The organism is Citrobacter sp. Cu233 (assembly GCF_030332225.1).
GTDB lineage: Bacteria > Pseudomonadota > Gammaproteobacteria > Enterobacterales > Enterobacteriaceae > Citrobacter.
In genome coordinates this window covers 97,464-119,182 of sequence record NZ_JAOWIF010000033.1, presented here as the reverse complement: position 1 = coordinate 119,182, position 21,719 = coordinate 97,464, and the positions used below count along the sequence as shown (strand labels likewise).

Below are 21,719 nucleotides of genomic sequence, written 5' to 3'. Positions count from 1 at the left end.
AAATTGTCTCAGCAAGGTTAACTAAAATCCCTCTTCGTTAACATTTTTGCGCCCAGGCGGCGTAACTTTCAGGATAAATTATGGAGCTGCTCTGCCCTGCCGGAAATCTCCCGGCGCTTAAGGCGGCCATCGAGAACGGCGCTGATGCTGTGTACATCGGGCTAAAAGATGATACCAACGCCCGTCATTTCGCCGGCCTTAATTTTACCGAGAAAAAATTGCAGGAAGCGGTGAGTTTCGTCCATCAGCATCGCCGTAAACTGCACATCGCCATTAACACTTTTGCCCACCCGGATGGTTACGCTCGCTGGCAGCGTGCTGTGGATATGGCGGCACAACTGGGTGCGGATGCGCTGATCCTCGCCGATCTCGCCATGCTTGAGTATGCCGCAGAGCGCTATCCGCATATTGAGCGCCATGTCTCTGTTCAGGCATCGGCAACCAATGAAGAGGCGGTAAATTTTTATCACCGCAATTTTGACGTCGCGCGCGTGGTACTGCCGCGCGTGCTGTCCATTCATCAGGTGAAACAACTCGCGCGTGTGACGCCGGTTCCGTTAGAAGTGTTTGCCTTCGGCAGCCTGTGCATTATGGCGGAAGGCCGCTGCTATCTTTCGTCTTACCTGACAGGTGAATCTCCCAACACCGTCGGTGCCTGCTCTCCCGCCCGCTTTGTGCGCTGGCAGCAGACCGCGCAGGGTCTGGAATCTCGCCTGAACGAGGTGCTGATCGATCGCTATCAGGATGGCGAAAACGCTGGGTATCCAACGCTGTGTAAAGGGCGTTATCTGGTAGATGGCGAGCGCTACCACGCGCTGGAAGAACCCACCAGCCTGAATACGCTCGAACTGCTGCCAGAACTGCTGGCCGCCAATATTGCCTCGGTGAAAATCGAAGGTCGCCAGCGTAGCCCGGCCTATGTCAGCCAGGTAGCGAAAGTCTGGCGTCAGGCGATCGACCGCTGCAAAGCCTCCCCGCAGAACTTCGTTCCACAGCCTGAATGGATGGAAACGTTGGGCTCCATGTCCGAAGGCACGCAGACCACGCTTGGTGCGTATCACCGTAAATGGCAGTGAGAAAAGCAATGAAATATTCATTAGGGCCGGTGCTCTACTACTGGTCGAAAGAGACGCTGGAAGACTTTTATCAGCAGGCCGCGACCAGCCAGGCCGACGTTATCTATCTGGGCGAAGCGGTGTGCAGCAAGCGCCGTGCGACCAAAGTAGGTGACTGGCTCGATATGGCGAAATCTCTCGCCGGCAGCGGCAAACAGGTGGTGCTCTCTACGCTGGCGCTGGTGCAGGCCTCCTCAGAACTGGGAGAACTGAAGCGCTATGTGGAAAACGGTGACTTCCTGCTGGAAGCCAGCGACCTCGGCGTGGTGAACATGTGCGCCGAGCGTAAGCTGCCATTCGTCGCCGGGCACGCGCTCAACTGCTACAACGCCGTGACGCTGCGTATTCTGCTCAAGCAAGGCATGGTGCGCTGGTGTATGCCGGTTGAGTTGTCGCGCGACTGGTTGGTGAACCTGCTCAACCAGTGTGACGAACTGGGTATTCGCAATCAGTTTGAAACCGAAGTTCTGAGCTACGGGCATCTGCCGCTGGCCTACTCTGCCCGCTGCTTTACCGCACGCTCCGAAGATAAGCCTAAAGACGAGTGCGAAACCTGCTGCATCAAATACCCTAACGGGCGTGATGTTCTGTCGCAGGAAAATCAGCAGGTCTTTGTCCTCAACGGTATTCAGACCATGAGCGGCTACGTCTACAACCTCGGTAACGAGCTAACGTCCATGCAGGGGCTGGTTGATATTGTGCGCCTTTCCCCACTGGGAACCGAGACTTTCGCCATGCTGGATGCCTTCCGTGCCAACGAGAATGGCAGTGCCCCGTTACCACTTGCCTCCCACAGTGACTGCAACGGCTACTGGAAGCGTCTGGCCGGGCTGGAGCTGCAGATGTGATTAATAGCTCACTTTGTTAACAACACTCGCTAATCTTTAATGCAATATTAAAAGATTAACCGGTAACAAAGTGAGCCGTTATGACTGACAAAACCATTCCGTTCTCGGTGCTGGATCTCGCGCCGATCCCTCAGGGTTCCTCCGCGCGAGAAGCCTTCTCCCATTCGCTCGAACTCGCACAGCTCGCTGAAAAACGCGGCTACCACCGCTACTGGCTGGCAGAACATCACAACATGGCCGGTATCGCCAGCGCCGCAACGTCAGTACTGATTGGCTATCTGGCAGCCCATACCACCACCCTGCATCTGGGATCCGGTGGCGTCATGCTCCCAAACCATTCGCCGCTGGTGATTGCGGAGCAGTTCGGCACGCTGAATACGCTGTATCCGGGGCGGATTGACCTCGGGCTGGGTCGTGCGCCAGGCAGCGATCAACCCACCATGCGCGCACTGCGTCGCCATATGAGTGGGGATATTGATAACTTCCCGCGTGATGTAGCAGAACTGGTGGACTGGTTTGACGCCCGCGACCCTAATCCGCAGGTACGCCCGGTTCCTGGCTACGGCGAGCAAATCCCGGTTTGGCTATTAGGCTCCAGCCTGTACAGCGCACAGCTGGCAGCACAGCTTGGCCTGCCATTTGCCTTCGCCTCGCATTTCGCACCAGATATGCTGCATCAGGCGCTGCACTTGTACCGGACACAGTTCAGGCCTTCAGCACGTCTGGAAAAACCGTATGCGATGGTGTGTATCAATATCATTGCCGCTGACAGTAACCGCGATGCAGAGTTTCTTTTCACCTCGATGCAGCAGGCATTTGTGAAACTGCGCCGGGGCGAAACCGGCCAGTTACCGCCGCCGGTAGAGAATATGCATCAGCTGTGGTCTGCTTCTGAACAGTACGGCGTTCAGCAGGCGCTGAGTATGTCGCTGGTCGGTGATAAAGCGAAAATACGTCACGGCCTCGACGCTATTTTGCGCGAAACCCAGGCCGATGAAATTATGGTTAACGGCCAGATTTTCGATCATCAGGCACGCCTGCATTCGTTTGAGCTTGCGATGCAGGTGAAAGAAGAGTTAGTGGGGTAAGTTGTCGCCCACTCCCGATAGGGAGAGGGCAAAAAAGAGATTACTGGTAGACCGGCAACAGATTCACGCTCGACAGAATATGGATAACTGCGTTGCCAATACCGAATACCAGAATCAGCGCAATCATCGGCTTGCCACCCCAGACGCGGAATTTCGGGCTACCGAAACGCTCACGAGATTTACGTGCCAGCAACGCCGGGACAATTGCGGCCCAGATGGTTGCTGCGAGTCCTGCATAACCAATGGCGTACAGGAAGCCGTTCGGCCACAGCAGGCCCCCCACAATAGGCGGTACAAACGTCAGTAATGCCGTTTTAAAACGTCCCATACCAGAGTCGTCAAAGCCAAACAGATCCGCGAGGTAATCAAACAGCCCCAGCGTCACACCGAGGAACGAACTCGCCACTGCAAAGTTGGAGAACACCACCAGCAGCAAATCCAAACTGCGGCTGTTCAGTACACCGCTCAACGCCTGGACCAGCACATCAATATTACCTCCCTGCTGTGCAATACCGATAAACTCCGGGCGTGGGATATTGCCCATCGTCCCCAACAACCATACGGTATACAGTCCCAGAGCCAGCAACGTACCGTAGACCAGGCACTTAACGATGGTCTTCGGATCTTTACCGTAGTACTTCATCAGGCTCGGGACGTTACCGTGGTAGCCAAACGATGCCAGACAAAACGGCAGCGTCATCAACAGATACGGGGTGTACGATGCGTTGCTTTCCGCTACGTTAAATAATGTGGTCGGCGTGACGTGCCCTAACAGGCTACCGAAAGTCAGGAAAAAGGTAATCACCTTCGCACCCAGCACAATCGCCGTCATGCGACTGACCGCTTTGGTACTTAGCCACACGACAAACGCCACCAGCAGAGCAAAGCCAAAACCTGCCGCACGCGCCGGAACGTTCAGCGACATCTCCGAGAAAGTGTGGTGCAGAATCGAACCACTCGCCGAAATGTAGGCATAAGTCAGGATATAGAGTACGAAAGCAATGGAAATGCCGTTAACGACGTTCCAGCCTTTACCCAGCAGATCTTTGGTGATGGTATCGAAGCTGGAGCCAATCCGGTAGTTAAGGTTAGCTTCAAGGATCATCAGCCCTGAATGCAACATGCAGAACCAGGTAAAGATCAGTGCAGCCATTGACCAGAAGAACCAGCTACCTGCCATCACCACCGGCAGGGAAAACATTCCCGCGCCAATAATCGTGCCGCCGATGATCACCACGCCGCCGAGCAGCGAAGGTGACGTTTTGGTGGTGGTTAGTGTTGCCATTCAGCCATCTCTCCAGTCATTTATATTGTGACGACATATCAATGTGCCGCACTGTACCAGTACACGAGTACAAAAGAAATAAAAAAAGCCCCAATCATTTCGATCGGGGCTGTATATTTTACTTTACGGTATGAAACCGAAGATTAGCGAGAATTACGCATCACCACCGAAACGACGACGACCCGCGGAGTCATCACGACGCGGAGCAGAAGAATCGTCACGACGTGGACCACGGTTGCCTTCACGACGTTCGCCGCTGAAACGACGACCATCGCCACGACCGCCTTCACGACGTTCGCCGCTAAAGCCACGACCTTCACCACGACCGCCTTCACGACGCTCACCGCTGAAACGGCCACCGCCACGACGCTCACCACCGGTGTGCGGTACTGCATCGCCAACCAGCTGCATGTTCATCGGCTTGTTCAGGATGCGGGTACGAGTAAAGTGTTGCAGCACGTCACCCGGCATACCTTTCGGCAGTTCGATGGTGGAGTGGGAAGCAAACAGCTTGATGTTACCGATATAACGGCTGCTGATATCACCTTCGTTAGCAATCGCGCCAACGATATGACGTACTTCAACACCGTCATCACGACCCACTTCAATACGATACAGCTGCATATCGCCAACGTCACGACGTTCACGACGCGGACGGTCTTCACCACCACGGTCATTGCGGTCACGCGGGCCACGATCGTTGCGGTCACGCGGACCACGGTCATCACGGTCGCGGAATTCGCGTTTCGGACGCATCGGCGCATCTGGCGGCAGGATCAACGGACGTTCGCCCTGAGCCATTTTCAGCAGTGCTGCAGCCAGTGTTTCGATATCCAGCTCTTCTTCCGGCTGCATTTTCGCCAGCAGAGCGCGGTACTGATCCAGATCGCTGCTTTCCAGCTGCTGCTGTACTTTCGCGGCGAATTTTTCCAGACGGCGTTTGCCCAGCAGGTCTGCATTCGGCAGTTCGACTTCCGGAATGGTCAGCTTCATGGTGCGTTCGATGTTACGCAGCAGACGGCGCTCGCGGTTCTCAACGAACAGCAGCGCACGGCCAGCACGACCCGCACGACCGGTACGACCGATACGGTGAACGTAAGACTCAGAGTCCATCGGGATGTCGTAGTTAACAACCAGGCTGATACGTTCAACGTCCAGGCCACGGGCCGCAACGTCGGTTGCGATCAGAATATCCAGACGGCCATCTTTCAGACGCTCCAGAGTCTGCTCACGCAGGGACTGGTTCATGTCGCCGTTCAGTGCAGCGCTGCTATAGCCGCTACGTTCCAACGCTTCTGCCACTTCCAGGGTCGCGTTTTTGGTACGAACGAAGATAATCGCCGCATCAAAATCTTCTGCTTCCAGGAAACGCACCAGCGCTTCATTTTTGCGCATGCCCCAGACAGTCCAGTAGCTCTGGCTGATGTCAGGACGCGTGGTAACGCTGGACTGAATACGGACTTCCTGCGGCTCTTTCATAAAGCGGCGGGTAATACGACGAATCGCTTCCGGCATGGTAGCAGAGAACAGAGCAGTCTGATGACCTTCCGGGATCTGCGCCATAATCGTTTCGACGTCTTCGATGAAGCCCATACGCAGCATTTCATCAGCTTCGTCCAGCACCAGACCGCTCAGTTTGGAGAGGTCCAGAGTACCGCGCTTCAGGTGATCCAGCAGACGGCCCGGCGTACCGACGACGATCTGTGGTCCCTGACGCAGGGCACGTAATTGCACGTCATAACGCTGTCCGCCGTACAGGGCAACCACGTTCACGCCGCGCATATGTTTAGAAAATTCCGTCATGGCTTCTGCAACCTGAACCGCCAGTTCGCGGGTCGGTGCCAGCACCAGAATCTGAGGTGCCTTCAGCTCAGGATCAAGATTGTTGAGCAGCGGTAAGGAAAACGCTGCAGTTTTGCCGCTACCTGTCTGGGCCATACCCAGAACATCGCGACCGCCCAGCAGATGCGGAATGCACTCTGCCTGGATTGGAGATGGTTTTTCGTAACCCAGATCGTTAAGGGCTTCAAGGATAGGAGCCTTCAGGCCCAGATCTGCAAAAGTGGTTTCGAATTCAGCCATGTAGTACGTGTGCCTCAAAATTAATGGCGGCCAGTCTACATAACTCATCATGAAATTGATCTGCAATTTTCATTGAAAAGTGTGAACCGGCTCAAAGTAGGTGTATTAACGAACAACAACGCCCTCACCCGTGAAGGTGATGGCAATCAAAAAGATTACGGGCTGATGTGTACGTCAGCTATTGCTGGTCCGATTCTGCCAGGTCATCTTGGTCCTGGCCCAGGAGCGATAATTCCAACAATGCGTATCGGTGCTCAACAAAGTTATGAACGTTGTTAGCCACCGCCAGTTTGAACAATGCCGTAGCGTTGTCCAAATCCCCCAGACTTAGGTAGTACTTACCTAAATAGAAGTTGGTTTCACTGAGATGCTCAGCGAGCGAGGTGTTATCCGTTGCGTCCGCCTTCAGGCGTTCCATCAGCGTTGCTTCGCTAATGTTGCCCAGGTAGAACTCGACAATGTTCCATCCCCATTGCTCTTTATCCGATTTTTCGAAACGTTGCTTTAACGCTTCTTTAGCCTGCTTCTCATCGAGCTTCTGCTCGGCGAGATAAAGCCACAGACTGCGGAAAGGATCATTGGGATCGTCTTGATAAAACGCCAGCAGATCATCTTGCGCTAACTTGTCACGACCGCCGTAATACAATGCGATACCGCGATTCAAGTGCGCGTAGTTGTAAGTTGGATCAAGCTCAAGTACAGAATCAAACGCTTCATAGGCAGCATCAAAATTGCCTGCCTGCGTTAAATATATACCTAAGTAATTGAATACTTCAGGCATATCTGGTCGGATAGCCAGCGCTTGTGAAAAATCATTTCGCGCCAGTGCCCTCAGACCGAGACTATCATACAACACTCCGCGCTCATATAAAAGCTGTGCGCGTTCGTCATCGGTTAAAGCCCGACTGGCAAGAATTTGTTCCATACGTGCCAGAATCACTTCCTGCTGCAAAGTCGGTTGCAGTGGTACTGCGAGGACTTCACTCTTACGCCAGGCGGAATTACTGCATCCAGCCAGCGTGAGTGCTGTCGCAACGAAACACCAGCGCAAAAAAGGCTTCATTTCCCACTCCCGAAGACAACGATTGAATGAACGTCCAGGTTCCCCGGTTGCTAACAAGGCGTCCTGCCGGGTTAAAAGCCCTCCGCTTTCACGGAGGGCAATGGCAACCTTACTCGCCTTGTTGGCTTACCGGAGCTTCCGGTTCGCCTGCAGGCTGAGACTGCTCAGTTGCTTCTTTAATGCTTAAACGTACACGGCCCTGGCGATCAACTTCCAGAACTTTGACCGGAACTTCCTGGCCCATCTGCAGGTAATCGGTCACTTTCTCAACGCGCTTGTCAGCGATCTGAGAGATGTGCACCAGACCTTCTTTACCGCCACCGATGGCAACGAATGCGCCAAAGTCAACGATACGGGTCACTTTACCGTTGTAGATACGACCTACTTCGATTTCAGCGGTGATTTCTTCGATGCGACGAATAGCATATTTCGCTTTCTCGCCGTCAGTCGCAGCAATCTTCACAGTACCATCATCTTCGATTTCAATGGTGGTGCCGGTTTCTTCGGTCAGGGCACGGATAACAGAACCGCCTTTACCGATAACGTCTTTGATCTTGTCCGGGCTGATCTTGATGGTATGGATACGCGGAGCAAATTCAGAGATATCGCCGCGCGGCGCGTTGATCGCCTGTTCCATCACACCCAGGATGTGCAGACGTGCACCTTTAGCCTGGTTCAAAGCAACCTGCATGATCTCTTTGGTGATACCTTCAATTTTGATATCCATCTGCAGTGCAGAGATACCGTCGCGGGAACCCGCCACTTTGAAGTCCATATCGCCGAGGTGGTCTTCGTCGCCCAGGATGTCAGACAGAACAACAAAGTTGTCCCCTTCCTTCACCAGACCCATCGCAATACCCGCAACAGCCGCTTTGATCGGCACGCCTGCGTCCATCAGTGCCAGGGAAGCACCACATACGGAAGCCATGGAAGAAGAACCGTTAGATTCAGTAATTTCAGAAACAACACGAACGGTGTACGGGAATTTATCCAGTTCCGGCATCACTGCCAGTACGCCACGCTTCGCCAGACGGCCGTGACCAATTTCACGACGCTTCGGAGAACCGACCATACCGGTTTCACCTACACAGTACGGAGGGAAGTTGTAGTGGAACAGGAAGTTGTCGGTACGCTCGCCCATCAGTTCGTCGAGGTTCTGTGCATCACGGGTAGTACCCAGCGTTGCGGTAACCAGCGCCTGAGTTTCACCACGGGTGAACAGTGCGGAACCGTGAGTACGCGGCAGAACGCCAGTACGCACGTCCAGACCACGGATCATGTCTTTTTCGCGGCCATCAATACGCGGCTCACCGGCCAGTACGCGGCTACGAACAACGTTTTTCTCGATAGCGTGCAGGATTTCACCCAGCTCGTTAGCGTCCAGGGTTTCATCTTCTGCAGTAAGCTGCGCGATGGTTTCAGATTTGATCACGTCAACCTGAGCATAACGCTCTTGTTTGTCAGTGATACGGTAAGCATCGCTCAGGCGCGCTTCTGCCAGTGCAGCAACACGCGCGTTCAGCGCTTCGTTAACCGCTTCTGGCTGCCAGTCCCAACGTGGTTTGCCCGCTTCTTTAGCCAGCTCGTTGATCGCCTGGATAACAACCTGCTGCTGTTCGTGACCGAATACCACAGCACCCAGCATCTGGTCTTCGCTCAGCAGTTCAGCTTCAGATTCAACCATCAATACGGCAGCTTCGGTACCGGCAACAACCAGATCCAGTTTACTTTCTTTCAGCTCGTCCTGAGTCGGGTTCAGTACATACTGGTCATTGATATAACCAACACGCGCAGCACCAATCGGGCCGTTGAACGGAATACCAGACAGAGACAGCGCAGCGGATGCACCAATCATCGCCACGATATCCGGGTTAACCTGTGGGTTAACGGAAACGACGGTTGCGATAACCTGAACTTCGTTAACGAAGCCTTCCGGGAACAGCGGACGAACCGGGCGGTCAATCAGACGCGCAATCAGGGTTTCGCCTTCGCTTGGACGGCCTTCACGACGGAAGAAGCTACCAGGGATACGACCAGCAGCGTAGGTACGCTCCTGATAGTTAACGGTCAGCGGGAAAAAGTCCTGGCCTGGTTTCGCTTTTTTCTGGCCAACAACGGTAACGAATACCGCAGTGTCATCCATGCTAACCATAACAGCGGCAGTCGCCTGACGCGCCATCATGCCGGTTTCCAGCGTAACGGTATGCTGACCGTACTGGAATTTACGAACGATCGGATTAAGCAAAATAATATCCTTTCTCTATTTTTTTGACGGCACATTTATGCGCCATCGTTAATACCCGACCTTCTGCGCATCCTCGCGACTAATGACAACCCTAACCCATGCGTATTGGGTAAAGCCTCTCATTAGCCGCGCGAACCTCTGCAACGGAAGATCATTCATAGCAACAATACATTAGTTTCCAGCGAATTGCTGCCATCTGCTGGAAAAAAGGGGCCATGAAGGCCCCCTCTTTCTGAAACTCGAAAGAATTAGCGACGCAGACCCAGACGCTCGATCAGCGCGGTGTAGCGTGCAACATCTTTACGTTTCAGGTAGTCGAGCAGTTTACGACGCTGAGAAACCATGCGCAGCAGACCACGACGGCTGTGGTGATCTTTTTTGTGCTCTGCAAAGTGGCCCTGCAGGTGGTTAATCTGTGCAGTCAACAGAGCAACCTGAACATCGGTAGAACCGGTGTCGTTTGCATCACGACCGAACTCAGAAACGATTTTAGCTGTAGCTTCAGTACTTAGAGACATTTTAAAACTCCAAAGTATTAAGAATGAAAGGATGCCGATCTCTAATTCAGCTATCCCAGTGTATACACTTTATCCTTCAAACTGACTCTGCGTTGGCTGCGTCCGCTCACCTCAGTCACTTACCTAAGTAAGCTCCTGAGGATTCTCAGACTTGCCGCCTTGATGCAGCCCGAATGATTTTGTGTATACGCCGCGCGAACTGTTAAATAATTAACGCGACGTTAAGCGGCAGTATTCTACTCGCAGCGCCTTCTTATCGCAAGACAGAGAGCGCTATGCAGGATACTCAACCACCAGTCGACGGGGGGCAACCCGACCTTCGTCATCCATTTCCCCCATGCCGATAAATTTACCGTCATCGCCTTCTGTCACACGCACCAGCCCTTCCAGTGGAGCGCCTGTCGTACGAACAGGATTACCATTTTTAAAGTAAACCGACGATGTTAAAGGCAGATTAACCACCGGATAATCCGATGCCGGACTGTCCATTGGCATCAGCAAAGGATCAAGCAACTGCGCTGACGGAATGTTCTGTTGTTCAGCTTGTTCTACCAGCTCACGCAAATGTTCCAGCGTGACCATACGGTCAACCGGGTATTTGCTGACCGTCAGACGGCGCAGATACGTTACATGTGCACCGCATCCCAGCTTCTCACCCAGATCGTCAATAATAGTACGAATATAGGTACCTTTGGAGCAGTGAACTTCCAGCTCCAGTTCATTCCCTTCGTGGCGAATAAACAGCAGTTCATAAACGGTAATTGGGCGCGCTTCACGCGGTACCTCGATGCCCTGACGAGCATATTCGTACAGCTTCTTGCCCTGATATTTCAGCGCCGAGTACATCGATGGAATTTGCTCAATATCGCCGCGGAAAGTCTCTAGCGCACTCGCAAGCTGTTCCTCAGTAAAGGTCACCGGACGTTCCTGCACGATTTGCCCATCAGCATCAGAGGTATCCGTACGCTGGCCCAGGCGGGCAATCACACGATAACGTTTGTCAGAGTCCAGCAGATACTGTGAAAATTTCGTTGCTTCACCGAGGCAGACAGGCAGCATGCCTGTCGCCAGCGGATCCAACGCGCCAGTATGACCGGCACGGTTGGCATTGTAGATGCGCTTTACTTTTTGCAGTACGTCATTGCTGGACATGCCCTGAGGTTTATCCAGCAGCAAAACACCATGAATGTCGCGACCACGACGACGAGGACGACTCATCAGTCCTCCTTGCTGTCGTCCGCAGGGTTCACACGACGCTCATCGTCATGCTTCACCACGCTGGTCACCAGGTTGGACATACGCATCCCTTCGACCAGCGAGTTGTCGTAGAAGAAGGTCAGCTCAGGCACGATACGCAGGCGCATCGCTTTCCCCAGCAGAGAGCGGATGAAGCCAGAAGCTTCCTGTAGTGCCTTAATACCATTTTTCACGGCCGCTTCGTCCTGGTCGTTCAGGAACGTCACGAACACTTTGGCATATGCCAGGTCACGAGACATCTCAACGCCGGACACGGTAGTCATCATACCGACTCGAGGATCTTTGATTTCGCGTTGCAGGATGAGCGCGATCTCTTTCTGCATCTCTTGCGCTACACGCTGTGGGCGACCAAATTCTTTCGCCATAATAAATTCTCCAGAATAAAGACAAAAAAGGGGCCATAAGCCCCTTTTTAAATTTCTTGCCGGGTGGCGCTTCGCTTACCCGGCCTACGCCTAATCATCTTCTAAGGATTTGGGGTAGCAACAAGGTGGCAAGCTCGTAAATCCCCGGGAGCATAGATAACTATGTGACCGGGGTGAGCGAGCGCAGCCAACGCCGTTGCGGCCCAAAAGACGACGAAGATTATGCGATGGTACGTTTGATCTCAATAATCTCGAATACTTCGATCATATCGCCAACGCGAACGTCGTTGTAGTTCTTAACGCCGATACCACATTCCATACCGTTACGGACTTCGTTAACGTCATCTTTGAAGCGGCGCAGGGATTCCAGCTCGCCTTCATAGATAACCACGTTGTCGCGCAGAACGCGGATTGGGTTGTGACGTTTAATCGTACCCTCGGTAACCATACAACCTGCGATGGCGCCGAATTTCGGTGATTTGAACACATCACGGACTTCAGCCAGACCGATGATCTGCTGTTTCAGTTCCGGAGACAGCATGCCGCTCATCGCTGCTTTCACTTCGTCGATCAGATGGTAGATGACGGAGTAGTAACGCAGATCCAGGCTTTCGGATTCAATCACTTTACGTGCAGAAGCATCAGCACGGACGTTGAAGCCAACCAGAATCGCGTTGGATGCCGCAGCCAGCGTAGCGTCGGTTTCAGTGATACCACCCACGCCAGAACCGATGATCTTCACTTTGACTTCGTCGGTAGACAGTTTCAGTAAAGAGTCGGAGATCGCTTCTACAGAACCCTGAACGTCAGCCTTCAGTACGATGTTCACTTCGTGAACTTCGCCTTCGGTCATGTTAGCAAACATGTTCTCGAGTTTAGATTTCTGCTGACGAGCCAGTTTAACTTCACGGAATTTGCCCTGACGATACAGCGCAACTTCACGTGCTTTCTTCTCGTCACGAACGACGGTCACTTCATCACCTGCAGCCGGAACACCGGACAGACCGAGGATTTCCACCGGAATGGACGGACCTGCTTCCAGCACTTCCTGACCCAGTTCGTTACGCATCGCACGAACGCGACCGTATTCGAAGCCACACAGTACGATATCGCCTTTGTTCAGGGTACCCTCGCGAACCAAGACGGTAGCAACCGGGCCACGTCCTTTATCCAGGAAGGATTCGATAACCGCACCGCTCGCCATACCTTTACGTACTGCTTTCAGCTCCAGAACCTCGGCCTGCAGCAGGATAGCATCCAGCAGCTCGTCAATACCGGTACCGGCTTTTGCAGAAACATGAACGAACTGGCTCTCGCCGCCCCACTCTTCCGGCATGATGCCATACTGGGACAGTTCATTTTTAACGCGATCTGGGTCTGCTTCTGGTTTATCGATTTTGTTCACTGCAACCACTACTGGCACACCTGCCGCTTTCGCGTGCTGGATAGCTTCGATGGTCTGCGGCATCACGCCGTCGTCTGCAGCAACAACCAGAACCACGATATCCGTTGCCTGAGCACCACGAGCACGCATGGAGGTAAATGCGGCGTGCCCCGGGGTATCCAGGAAGGTGATCATACCGTTACCGGTTTCAACATGATACGCACCGATGTGCTGGGTAATGCCACCCGCTTCGCCTGAAGCCACTTTCGTAGAACGAATGTAATCCAGCAAAGACGTTTTACCATGGTCAACGTGGCCCATGATGGTCACAACAGGTGCACGCGGTTCAGCCGCCGCACCAGTGTCACGGTCGCTCATTACCGCTTCTTCCAGTTCGTTTTCACGACGCAGGATAACTTTGTGACCCATCTCTTCGGCAACCAGCTGTGCGGTTTCCTGGTCGATAACCTGGTTGATGGTTGCCATTGCACCCAGTTTCATCATCGCTTTGATGACCTGAGAGCCTTTAACTGCCATCTTGTTCGCCAGATCGCCAACGGTGATGGTTTCGCCGATCACAACGTCACGGTTAACGGCCTGAGCCGGCTTCTGGAAGCCCTGCTGCAGCGCGGAACCTTTACGCTGTTTACCGCCTTTGCCGCCACGAACCGCTGCACGCGCTTCTTCACGGTCAGCTTTAGATTCGGCGTGTTTATTGCCTTTCTTCGCCGGACGCGCAGCTTTCGCACTGCGAGTACGACCACGACCGCCTTCAACTTCACGATCGTTTTCGTCTTCTGCCTGGCGAGCGTGCTGAGAAGTGGTAACGTGATAATCGCTGGTATCTTCAACAGGTTCAGCGTTATTCACACCATTCTTCTCGTTTTCTTCTGCCATACGACGGGCTTCTTCAGCCACACGGCGCGCTTCTTCTTCAAGCTTACGACGTGCTTCTTCTTCCGCTTTACGCTTCAGTTCTGCGGCTTCGTTTTCACGGCGGGCTTTTTCGGCCTGGGCGGTTTTTGTCATATCGTCGGTCTGTTGATTGCTCACTTTGTCTTTTTCCGCAGCTTCACGTTTCGCTTTATCAGCGGCTTCACGTTTAGCTTGTTCTGCGGCCTCACGTTCGGCTTTTTGTTGCGCCTCGCGTTTGGCAGCTTCTTCTGCCTCACGACGGGCTTGCTCTTCCGCTTCACGCTGCGCCTGCTCTTCCGCGGCAAGGCGTTCAGCCTCTTGCGGATCGCGTTTCACAAAGGTGCGTGTCTTGCGGACTTCGATTTGTACCGATTTACTTTTTCCACCGGTACCTGGAATATTGAGAGTACTGCGCGTTTTACGCTGCAATGTCAACTTATCCGGCGCTGAGCCATTTTCACGGTTCAGGTGCGCCAGCAAGGTTTGTTTCTCTTGTGCGGACACAGAGTCATCAGCAGACTTAGGGATACCTGCATCAGCAAATTGCTGTACCAGGCGATCCACGGAGGTCTGTATCTCTGCAGCCAGCGTTTTTACGGTTACATCTGTCATACTGTTCCTTCCTGCTACAGTTTATTACGCTTCGTCGCCGAACCAGCAAATATTACGGGCAGCCATAATCAGCTCACCGGCTTTCTCGTCGGTCAACCCTTCGATATCAGCCAGATCATCAATGCCCTGTTCAGCGAGATCTTCCAGCGTACAAACACCACGGGCAGCCAGTTTGAAAGCCATATCACGATCCAATCCTTCCAGATTCAGCAGATCGTCAGCCGGTTTGTTATCACCGAGGCTTTCTTCCTGGGCCAGTGCCAGAGTGGTCAGTGCGTTTTTAGCACGCTCGCGCAGCGCTTCAACGGTCTGTTCATCAAGGCCGTCAATTTCCAGCAGTTCTTTCATTGGCACGTAGGCCAGTTCTTCCAGCGTCGCAAAACCTTCTTCAACCAAAACAGTCGCGAAATCTTCATCGATATCGAGATATTTAGTGAAGGTATCGATGGCCGCATGTGCTTCAGCCTGATGCTTAGCCTGCAGATCATCAACGGTCATGACGTTGAGTTCCCAACCACTCAGTTGTGAAGCCAGGCGGACGTTCTGACCATTACGTCCAATCGCCTGAGCCAGGTTACCGGCTTCAACCGCAATATCCATGGTGTGTTTGTCTTCATCCACCACGATAGAAGCGACGTCTGCTGGCGCCATTGCGTTGATCACGAACTGCGCCGGATTATCATCCCACAGGACAATATCAATACGCTCGCCGCCCAGTTCGGTAGAAACTGCCTGAACACGCGCACCGCGCATACCAACACAGGCACCGACCGGATCGATACGCTTATCGTTGGTCTTAACTGCGATTTTCGCACGAGAACCCGGATCGCGAGCCGCCGCTTTAATTTCAATCACTTCTTCGCCAATTTCTGGCACTTCAATGCGGAACAGTTCGATCAGCATTTCCGGCTTGGAACGCGTCACAAACAGCTGCGCACCACGCGCTTCCGGGCGCACAGAGTACAGAACACCACGAATACGGTCGCCAGGACGGAAGTTTTCACGCGGCAGCATGTCTTCACGCAGGATCACAGCTTCAGCATTACTGCCCAGATCCAGGGAAATGTTGTCACGGTTGACTTTCTTCACCACACCAGTGACGATTTCGCCTTCGTGTTCACGGAATTGATCGACAACCATCGCACGTTCAGCTTCACGTACTTTCTGTACGATAACCTGTTTCGCGGTCTGAGTAGTGATACGGTCAAAGGTGACAGATTCGATCTGATCTTCAACGTATTCGCCCACGTTCAGACTTTCGTCTTCAAAGCGCGCCGCTTCCAGCGTAATTTCTTTCGTTGGCTGCGTGACTTCTTCTACGATAACCCAACGACGGAAGGTATCGAAATCACCGCTTTTACGATCGATCTCTACGCGGACATCGATCTCTTGTTCATATTTTTTCTTTGTTGCTGTAGCCAGCGCACTTTCCAGCGCTTCAAAAATTTTCTCGCGTGGCAGCGCTTTCTCGTTGGATACGGCTTCAACAACAGCCAAAATTTCTTTGTTCATCGCGGGCTTTTCACCTCAATCCAGACTGTTAAAAGTGGGGAACCAGGTTCGCCTTCTGGATATTACTCAGCGCGAACACTTCATCTTTACCTTCGACTGTGACCGTGATCATCTCACCGTCCACCGCTTTGATAACGCCCTGCCATTTACGACGGTTTTGTACCGCCATACGAAGAACCAGCGTGACTTCTTCACCCAGGAAACGCACGTAGTGTTCAGCCGTGAACAGAGGACGGTCGAGACCCGGAGAGGAGACTTCCAGGTTGTAGGCAACAGTGATTGGGTCTTCGACATCCATCACCGCGCTTACCTGATGGCTCACATCAGCACAATCATCAACATTGATGCCATCTTCACTATCAATATAGATGCGCAGTGTGGATGTGCGACCGCGAATAAATTCGATGCCGACCAGCTCGTACCCCAAGGCTTCAACTGGCGCTGTAATCATCTCTGTTAATTTTTGCTCTAATGTGGACAAGCCCACCCCCAAGACATAAAAAAAGGGCCTAAAGCCCAGTTATTCTGTAGTCAGATAACAAAAAACCCCGATAAATCGGGGCTTTAGATAACTGAACCCTATAACCGCACCTGCGGTTCGGAGAACCTTCCGAAAGAATTTTTTTCAAATCCAGCTACGAAGGCCTAAGTCTTCACAGTATATTTGAAAAAGAACTCTAAGGGAAAGTGGTTGCGGGGGCCGGATTTGAACCGACGACCTTCGGGTTATGAGCCCGACGAGCTACCAGGCTGCTCCACCCCGCGCCTGAAACGTGGCAAATTTTACTCGTTTTGGGTAAAAAATGCAAATACTGCTGGGATTTGGTACCGAGGACGGGACGTAAAATCTGCGCACAGTATATTGATCCTCTATACGTTATGTCAACCTTGTTACTAGTATGCAAATGAATGAATGCTGCCCAGCGCTAGCCCAGCAAGATAAATATGCCGCCCACGCCGTTATTTAACGAAATTATCACTAAACTCTTCCTGTCACCCTTAAAAGATGATTAAATGAAAACTCATTTATTTTGCATAAAAATGCACTTAACATAAAAAACCGACCTCTTCACCAGTCTATCAAGCAGGGTTTTATTTTATGACGACGATTCTCAAGCATCTCCCGGTAGGTCAACGTATTGGTATCGCTTTTTCCGGCGGCCTGGACACCAGTGCAGCACTGCTGTGGATGCGACAAAAAGGGGCTGTCCCATATGCATATACTGCGAATTTGGGCCAGCCGGATGAGGATGACTATGACGCCATTCCTCGCCGTGCAATGGAATATGGTGCTGAGAATGCTCGCCTGGTTGATTGCCGCAAGCAGTTGGTTGCCGAAGGGATCGCTGCCATTCAGTGCGGTGCGTTCCATAACACCACCGGCGGACTGACCTATTTCAATACCACCCCGCTGGGACGCGCAGTGACAGGCACCATGCTGGTTGCCGCCATGAAAGAAGATGGCGTAAATATCTGGGGTGACGGTAGTACCTATAAAGGCAACGATATTGAACGTTTCTATCGTTATGGTCTGCTGACCAACGCCGAACTACAGATTTATAAACCCTGGCTGGATACCGATTTTATCGACGAACTCGGTGGTCGCCATGAGATGTCCGAATTTATGATCGCCTGCGGCTTCGACTACAAGATGTCTGTCGAAAAAGCGTATTCCACCGACTCCAATATGCTCGGCGCGACTCACGAAGCAAAAGATCTGGAATTCCTGAACTCCAGCGTCAAAATCGTTAACCCGATTATGGGCGTGAAGTTCTGGGATGAGAGCGTGAAGATCCCGGCTGAAGAAGTGACCGTGCGTTTTGAACAGGGTCATCCGGTTGCGCTGAACGGTAAGACCTTCAGTGACGATGTTGAGATGATGCTGGAAGCCAACCGTATCGGCGGTCGTCATGGTCTGGGTATGAGCGACCAGATTGAAAACCGTATCATTGAAGCAAAAAGCCGCGGTATCTATGAAGCCCCGGGGATGGCACTGCTGCATATCGCCTACGAACGTCTGCTGACCGGTATTCATAACGAAGACACCATTGAGCAATATCACGCTCACGGTCGCCAGCTCGGTCGTCTGCTGTATCAGGGGCGCTGGTTTGACTCACAGGCGCTGATGCTGCGTGATGGCCTGCAACGTTGGGTAGCCAGCCAGATTACCGGTGAAGTTACGCTGGAACTGCGCCGCGGTAACGACTATTCAATCCTTAACACCGTGTCTGACAACCTGACCTACAAACCAGAACGTTTGACCATGGAGAAAGGTGATTCCGTATTCTCACCAGACGATCGTATCGGTCAGTTGACCATGCGTAACCTGGATATTACCGACACTCGTGAGAAGCTGTTCGGCTATGCGCAGTCTGGTCTGTTGACCGCCTCTTCCGCAACCGGTCTGCCACAGGTTGAGAATCTGGAAAACAAAGCGAAGTAAATATTCACCATCTTAAGGCCGCGAAAGCGGCCTTTTTTATGCGCAGAATATAGGGATACTCTGTTGCCTGTAGGTCGGATAAGGTGTTTACACCACCACCCGACATTATTACATCGCCTGATGACGCTACGCTTACCAGGCCTACGGAGTCACCACAAATTACAGACAAAAAAAAAGACGCTTTGCAGCGTCTTTTCTTTGGAATATTGGTACTGAGGATGGGACTCGAACCCACAAGCCCGTTAGGGCACTACCACCTCAAGGTAGCGTGTCTACCAATTCCACCACCTCAGCACAGATACAACTATTAATGCGGGATATCGCTGGTCGGCTGAGCCGGAGCAGCTGGCTGAGTTTGCTCGGTTTTCGCCGGTGCACTCAGATTTTCCCACTCACTTCCTTTATTGGTCTTATTGCTGTTCATGTTACCCAGCACCAGACTGATAATGAAGAACAGAGTCCCTAACACAGCTGTCATACGGGTCATGAAGTTACCAGAACCACTTGAACCAAACAGTGTACCAGAAGCGCCTGCGCCAAAAGAGGCTCCCATATCAGCGCCTTTACCTTGCTGCAGCATGATCAAGCCAACAAGGCCAATTGCTACAATAAGGAAAACTACCAAAAGAGCTTCGTGCATAATCAACCTGTTCCTTGCGGAGTTGCCGCGTACCAATGCTTCGACCAATAAAGCGGGAATTTCAACTGTTTCCCACTGAAGCGGGTGTGAATACTAACCAAAGCGAATAACCTTCGCAAGGGCAATTTGTTAGCATTGTATCAAGTGCGGAAAAAATCGCCACATCAATCAAAAACGCAGCAACTTATCCCAGCATCTCTGCATTACTGACCGCTGATCGTCAAGGTTTGCCCAAACAACAATAGGGATTTCACAAACCAGATCCGAATTTTCTGGCCAACAGTGAATTATTTCCTGATTCACCAACTCCTCAGCCACCATGGATTCGGGTAACCACGCCATTCCCATATGGCGCAGTACCATTTCTCGTATTGTTTCGCTTAGCCCAGTCTCAAACACTTTTTTCAACCGTGGGCGCACTCGTTGTTCTGCCGGATCAATAATACGTCTGACAAAGGTATAGTCGCTGTAGCATAGCCAGGGGATCGGGGTATGCGGATCATCCAGTCTGTCCGCGAGTTGCGCAGAAATCACTGGGATAAAACGCTCATATCGCCATAAAGAACGTTTCAGCCCTCCGGCAATCTCCAGCCCCGGTTGTGACGAGGGCAAATCGTAAGTCACCAGCATATCAATTTGCCGGTTTATCAGGGCATTAAAGTGATTATCAATCCCCTGAATGCTGGCATTTACCGTGAAGTTTAATTGCGGTTCACTCTGGCGCAGATAGTTGATCATATCAGGCAGGATATTGACTGACAGCGTATGCAGACTCACCATCACCAACGTATTGTCCGTCGCTGGCATCATCGCACACAGGTCATGGCGCGCCTCCGTGAGTGTACTGAGGACTTGCCGGGCATAAGGTTCAAAACGTTCGCCATAACAGGTTAGCGTAACGGGCGTCGTGGTGCGGTCAAACAGCGGGACCCCCAACATTTCCTCCAGTGCCTTTATACGTCGGCTTAGCGCGGGTTGGGTGATATGCCGCTGTATTGCTGCCTGGGAGTAATTCCCATACTGACTCAACGCCAGAAAATCTTCTAACCACTTCGAATCCACGTCTCATTCCCCATCATGCCGTAACCGTATCCACCGATAACAAATCGGCAATAGTCACAGTTATAGTAATGGCTTTAATGTGGACATCATAACAACAATATTCCGTTTCACCTGCCGACTCTCACCCTTGACGTTTGACAGGACCGATATGTTTACTTTACTGACCAATGCCCGCGTATTTTCCCCAGAGGATTTAGGCCTCTGTTCCCTGCTTATACATGCCGATCGCATTGTGGCTGTTGAAAAAGATATTGCACTCTTTGATGGCGTCAAAGAAGTCATCGATTGCCGCGGTAAGTGGGTAATTCCCGGAATTATCGATCAGCATGTCCATCTTACCGGCGGCGGCGGTGAAGCCGGCTTTGCCAGCCGGACACCAGCCGTCAAACTGCGCGATTTGATTCAGGCCGGTATTACGACGGTCGTCGGCGTGCTGGGCACTGATGCGATATCCCGCTCACCAAAAGATCTTTACGCCAAAATGCAGTCTCTCAATCTGGAGGGTCTGCGTGCGTATATGCATACCGGAGCCTACGCGGTACCCAGCCCGACAATTACGCGGTCCATTCGCGATGATATGGCCTTTATCCCGGCAATCCTGGGTGTCAAAATCGCCCTCGCCGACCACCGTGGCTCCTATCCCTCTTTCCAGGAGTTATTAAGAATAATCAGTGACATCCGCGTATCCTCACTGCTGGCCGGAAAAAAAGGGCTGCTGCATGTGCACCTGGGCAATCTGCCGGAAGGGATGTCACAGCTTATGGAATTGTGTGATGCCGGTATTCCCATTCACCACATTTCGCCGACGCATGTTGCGAGGACAGAAGCATTGTTCGAACAGGCTATCGCTTTCGCACATCGCGGTGGCCATATCGACGTGACATCTGGCGGCAGCCGATTTATGCCCCAGGAACAAGCGATTCTCCACGCGCTGGAATCACAGGTTCCTGCAGATCGCATCACCATTAGCTCTGACGGTAATGGCAGCGTGCCGCGCTTTAATGCGCAAGGCATCGTAGAAGGACTAAGCGCCGCACCGGTAGGTGGCAACCTCAACCTGTTACCTCGCCTGATTGATGTCGGTATTCCAGTGTCTCAGGCGATCGCGATGTTGACGGCGAACGTCGCCCGCTCACTGGGTATTTCTGGCGGCGTACTTTGCGCAGGAGAACGTGCTGATATTTGCGTGCTCAATGATGACCTCTCACTGGCCCACTTGTTTGCCGCCGGCAAGCCGTTACTGCGTGATGGTGAGTGTCTGGTCACCGGCAACTTTGAGTGAGGA

Annotated in this window: 18 protein-coding genes and 2 tRNA genes; 5 read left to right on the top strand and 15 right to left on the bottom strand. The window is 52.4% G+C overall.

The window, feature by feature from the left end; genetic code table 11:
• The first annotated feature begins 80 nt into the window (after window positions 1-80).
• From ubiU to OGX95_RS10710, 3 genes are all read left to right on the top strand, one after another.
• The gene (ubiU, locus tag OGX95_RS10720) at window positions 81-1,076 is read left to right on the top strand and encodes a ubiquinone anaerobic biosynthesis protein UbiU (RefSeq protein WP_286629397.1); all 996 of its coding nucleotides are present in this window, start codon (window positions 81-83) and stop codon (window positions 1,074-1,076) included.
• Window positions 1,077-1,084: 8 nt separating this feature from the next.
• Window positions 1,085-1,963: a U32 family peptidase gene (locus OGX95_RS10715; protein WP_286629396.1), complete on the top strand. Its 879-nt coding sequence runs from the start codon at window positions 1,085-1,087 to the stop codon at window positions 1,961-1,963.
• An 80-nt stretch (window positions 1,964-2,043) separates the two neighbouring features.
• On the top strand, window positions 2,044-3,051 hold the full coding sequence (locus OGX95_RS10710; RefSeq protein ID WP_286629395.1) for a luciferase-like monooxygenase: 1,008 nt from the start codon (window positions 2,044-2,046) through the stop codon (window positions 3,049-3,051).
• A gap of 40 nt (window positions 3,052-3,091) precedes the next feature.
• Here the strand turns inward: OGX95_RS10710 and mtr are convergent, their stop codons facing one another.
• The 12 genes from mtr to OGX95_RS10650 form a co-directional block, all read right to left on the bottom strand.
• Window positions 3,092-4,336, bottom strand: coding sequence for a tryptophan permease (mtr, locus tag OGX95_RS10705; protein ID WP_286629394.1), 1,245 nt, complete (start codon window positions 4,334-4,336; stop codon window positions 3,092-3,094).
• 153 nt (window positions 4,337-4,489) lie between these two features.
• Window positions 4,490-6,418: a DEAD/DEAH family ATP-dependent RNA helicase gene (locus OGX95_RS10700; RefSeq protein ID WP_286629393.1), complete on the bottom strand. Its 1,929-nt coding sequence runs from the start codon at window positions 6,416-6,418 to the stop codon at window positions 4,490-4,492.
• Window positions 6,411-6,491 carry a protein YrbN gene (gene yrbN / locus OGX95_RS10695; RefSeq protein ID WP_010723222.1) on the bottom strand — a complete coding sequence of 27 codons (81 nt, stop codon included), beginning with the start codon at window positions 6,489-6,491 and terminating at the stop codon, window positions 6,411-6,413. Before yrbN ends, OGX95_RS10700 begins: the two co-directional genes overlap by 8 nt.
• 105 nt (window positions 6,492-6,596) lie before the next feature.
• Window positions 6,597-7,481, bottom strand: coding sequence for a lipoprotein NlpI (gene nlpI, locus OGX95_RS10690; RefSeq protein WP_003024982.1), 885 nt, complete (start codon window positions 7,479-7,481; stop codon window positions 6,597-6,599).
• Between the two features lie 109 nt (window positions 7,482-7,590).
• Window positions 7,591-9,726 (bottom strand): polyribonucleotide nucleotidyltransferase, encoded by a 2,136-nt coding sequence (gene pnp / locus OGX95_RS10685; protein ID WP_286629392.1) that lies wholly within the window; start codon window positions 9,724-9,726, stop codon window positions 7,591-7,593.
• Between the two features lie 248 nt (window positions 9,727-9,974).
• Window positions 9,975-10,244 (bottom strand): 30S ribosomal protein S15, encoded by a 270-nt coding sequence (gene rpsO / locus OGX95_RS10680; protein ID WP_000059465.1) that lies wholly within the window; start codon window positions 10,242-10,244, stop codon window positions 9,975-9,977.
• A 273-nt stretch (window positions 10,245-10,517) separates the two neighbouring features.
• Window positions 10,518-11,462: a tRNA pseudouridine(55) synthase TruB gene (gene truB, locus OGX95_RS10675; RefSeq protein ID WP_286629391.1), complete on the bottom strand. Its 945-nt coding sequence runs from the start codon at window positions 11,460-11,462 to the stop codon at window positions 10,518-10,520.
• Window positions 11,462-11,866, bottom strand: a complete 405-nt coding sequence (rbfA, locus tag OGX95_RS10670) for a 30S ribosome-binding factor RbfA (RefSeq protein WP_003024988.1) — start codon at window positions 11,864-11,866, stop codon at window positions 11,462-11,464. Before rbfA ends, truB begins: the two co-directional genes overlap by 1 nt.
• A gap of 220 nt (window positions 11,867-12,086) precedes the next feature.
• The gene (gene infB, locus OGX95_RS10665) at window positions 12,087-14,777 is read right to left on the bottom strand and encodes a translation initiation factor IF-2 (RefSeq protein WP_286629390.1); all 2,691 of its coding nucleotides are present in this window, start codon (window positions 14,775-14,777) and stop codon (window positions 12,087-12,089) included.
• Window positions 14,778-14,801: 24 nt separating this feature from the next.
• Window positions 14,802-16,289 (bottom strand): transcription termination factor NusA, encoded by a 1,488-nt coding sequence (nusA, locus tag OGX95_RS10660; protein ID WP_260861734.1) that lies wholly within the window; start codon window positions 16,287-16,289, stop codon window positions 14,802-14,804.
• 28 nt (window positions 16,290-16,317) lie between these two features.
• Window positions 16,318-16,770, bottom strand: coding sequence for a ribosome maturation factor RimP (gene rimP, locus OGX95_RS10655; protein WP_003024996.1), 453 nt, complete (start codon window positions 16,768-16,770; stop codon window positions 16,318-16,320).
• A 207-nt stretch (window positions 16,771-16,977) separates the two neighbouring features.
• A tRNA-Met gene (locus tag OGX95_RS10650) sits at window positions 16,978-17,054 on the bottom strand.
• Between the two features lie 334 nt (window positions 17,055-17,388).
• Here OGX95_RS10650 and argG point away from each other — a divergent pair.
• A complete protein-coding gene (gene argG, locus OGX95_RS10645) occupies window positions 17,389-18,732 on the top strand; it encodes an argininosuccinate synthase (protein ID WP_005131837.1) in 1,344 nt (447 codons plus the stop codon).
• A gap of 207 nt (window positions 18,733-18,939) precedes the next feature.
• Here argG and OGX95_RS10640 read toward each other — a convergent pair.
• The 3 genes from OGX95_RS10640 to OGX95_RS10630 form a co-directional block, all read right to left on the bottom strand.
• Window positions 18,940-19,026 (bottom strand) — tRNA-Leu (locus tag OGX95_RS10640).
• Window positions 19,027-19,039: 13 nt separating this feature from the next.
• Window positions 19,040-19,372: a preprotein translocase subunit SecG gene (gene secG, locus OGX95_RS10635; protein WP_006687886.1), complete on the bottom strand. Its 333-nt coding sequence runs from the start codon at window positions 19,370-19,372 to the stop codon at window positions 19,040-19,042.
• Window positions 19,373-19,540: 168 nt separating this feature from the next.
• Window positions 19,541-20,434, bottom strand: a complete 894-nt coding sequence (locus OGX95_RS10630; RefSeq protein WP_286629389.1) for a LysR family transcriptional regulator — start codon at window positions 20,432-20,434, stop codon at window positions 19,541-19,543.
• Window positions 20,435-20,582: 148 nt separating this feature from the next.
• On the opposite strand from OGX95_RS10630, the gene iadA reads away from it, so the two are divergent.
• A complete protein-coding gene (gene iadA, locus OGX95_RS10625) occupies window positions 20,583-21,716 on the top strand; it encodes a beta-aspartyl-peptidase (RefSeq protein WP_286629388.1) in 1,134 nt (377 codons plus the stop codon).
• Window positions 21,717-21,719: the final 3 nt, after the last annotated feature.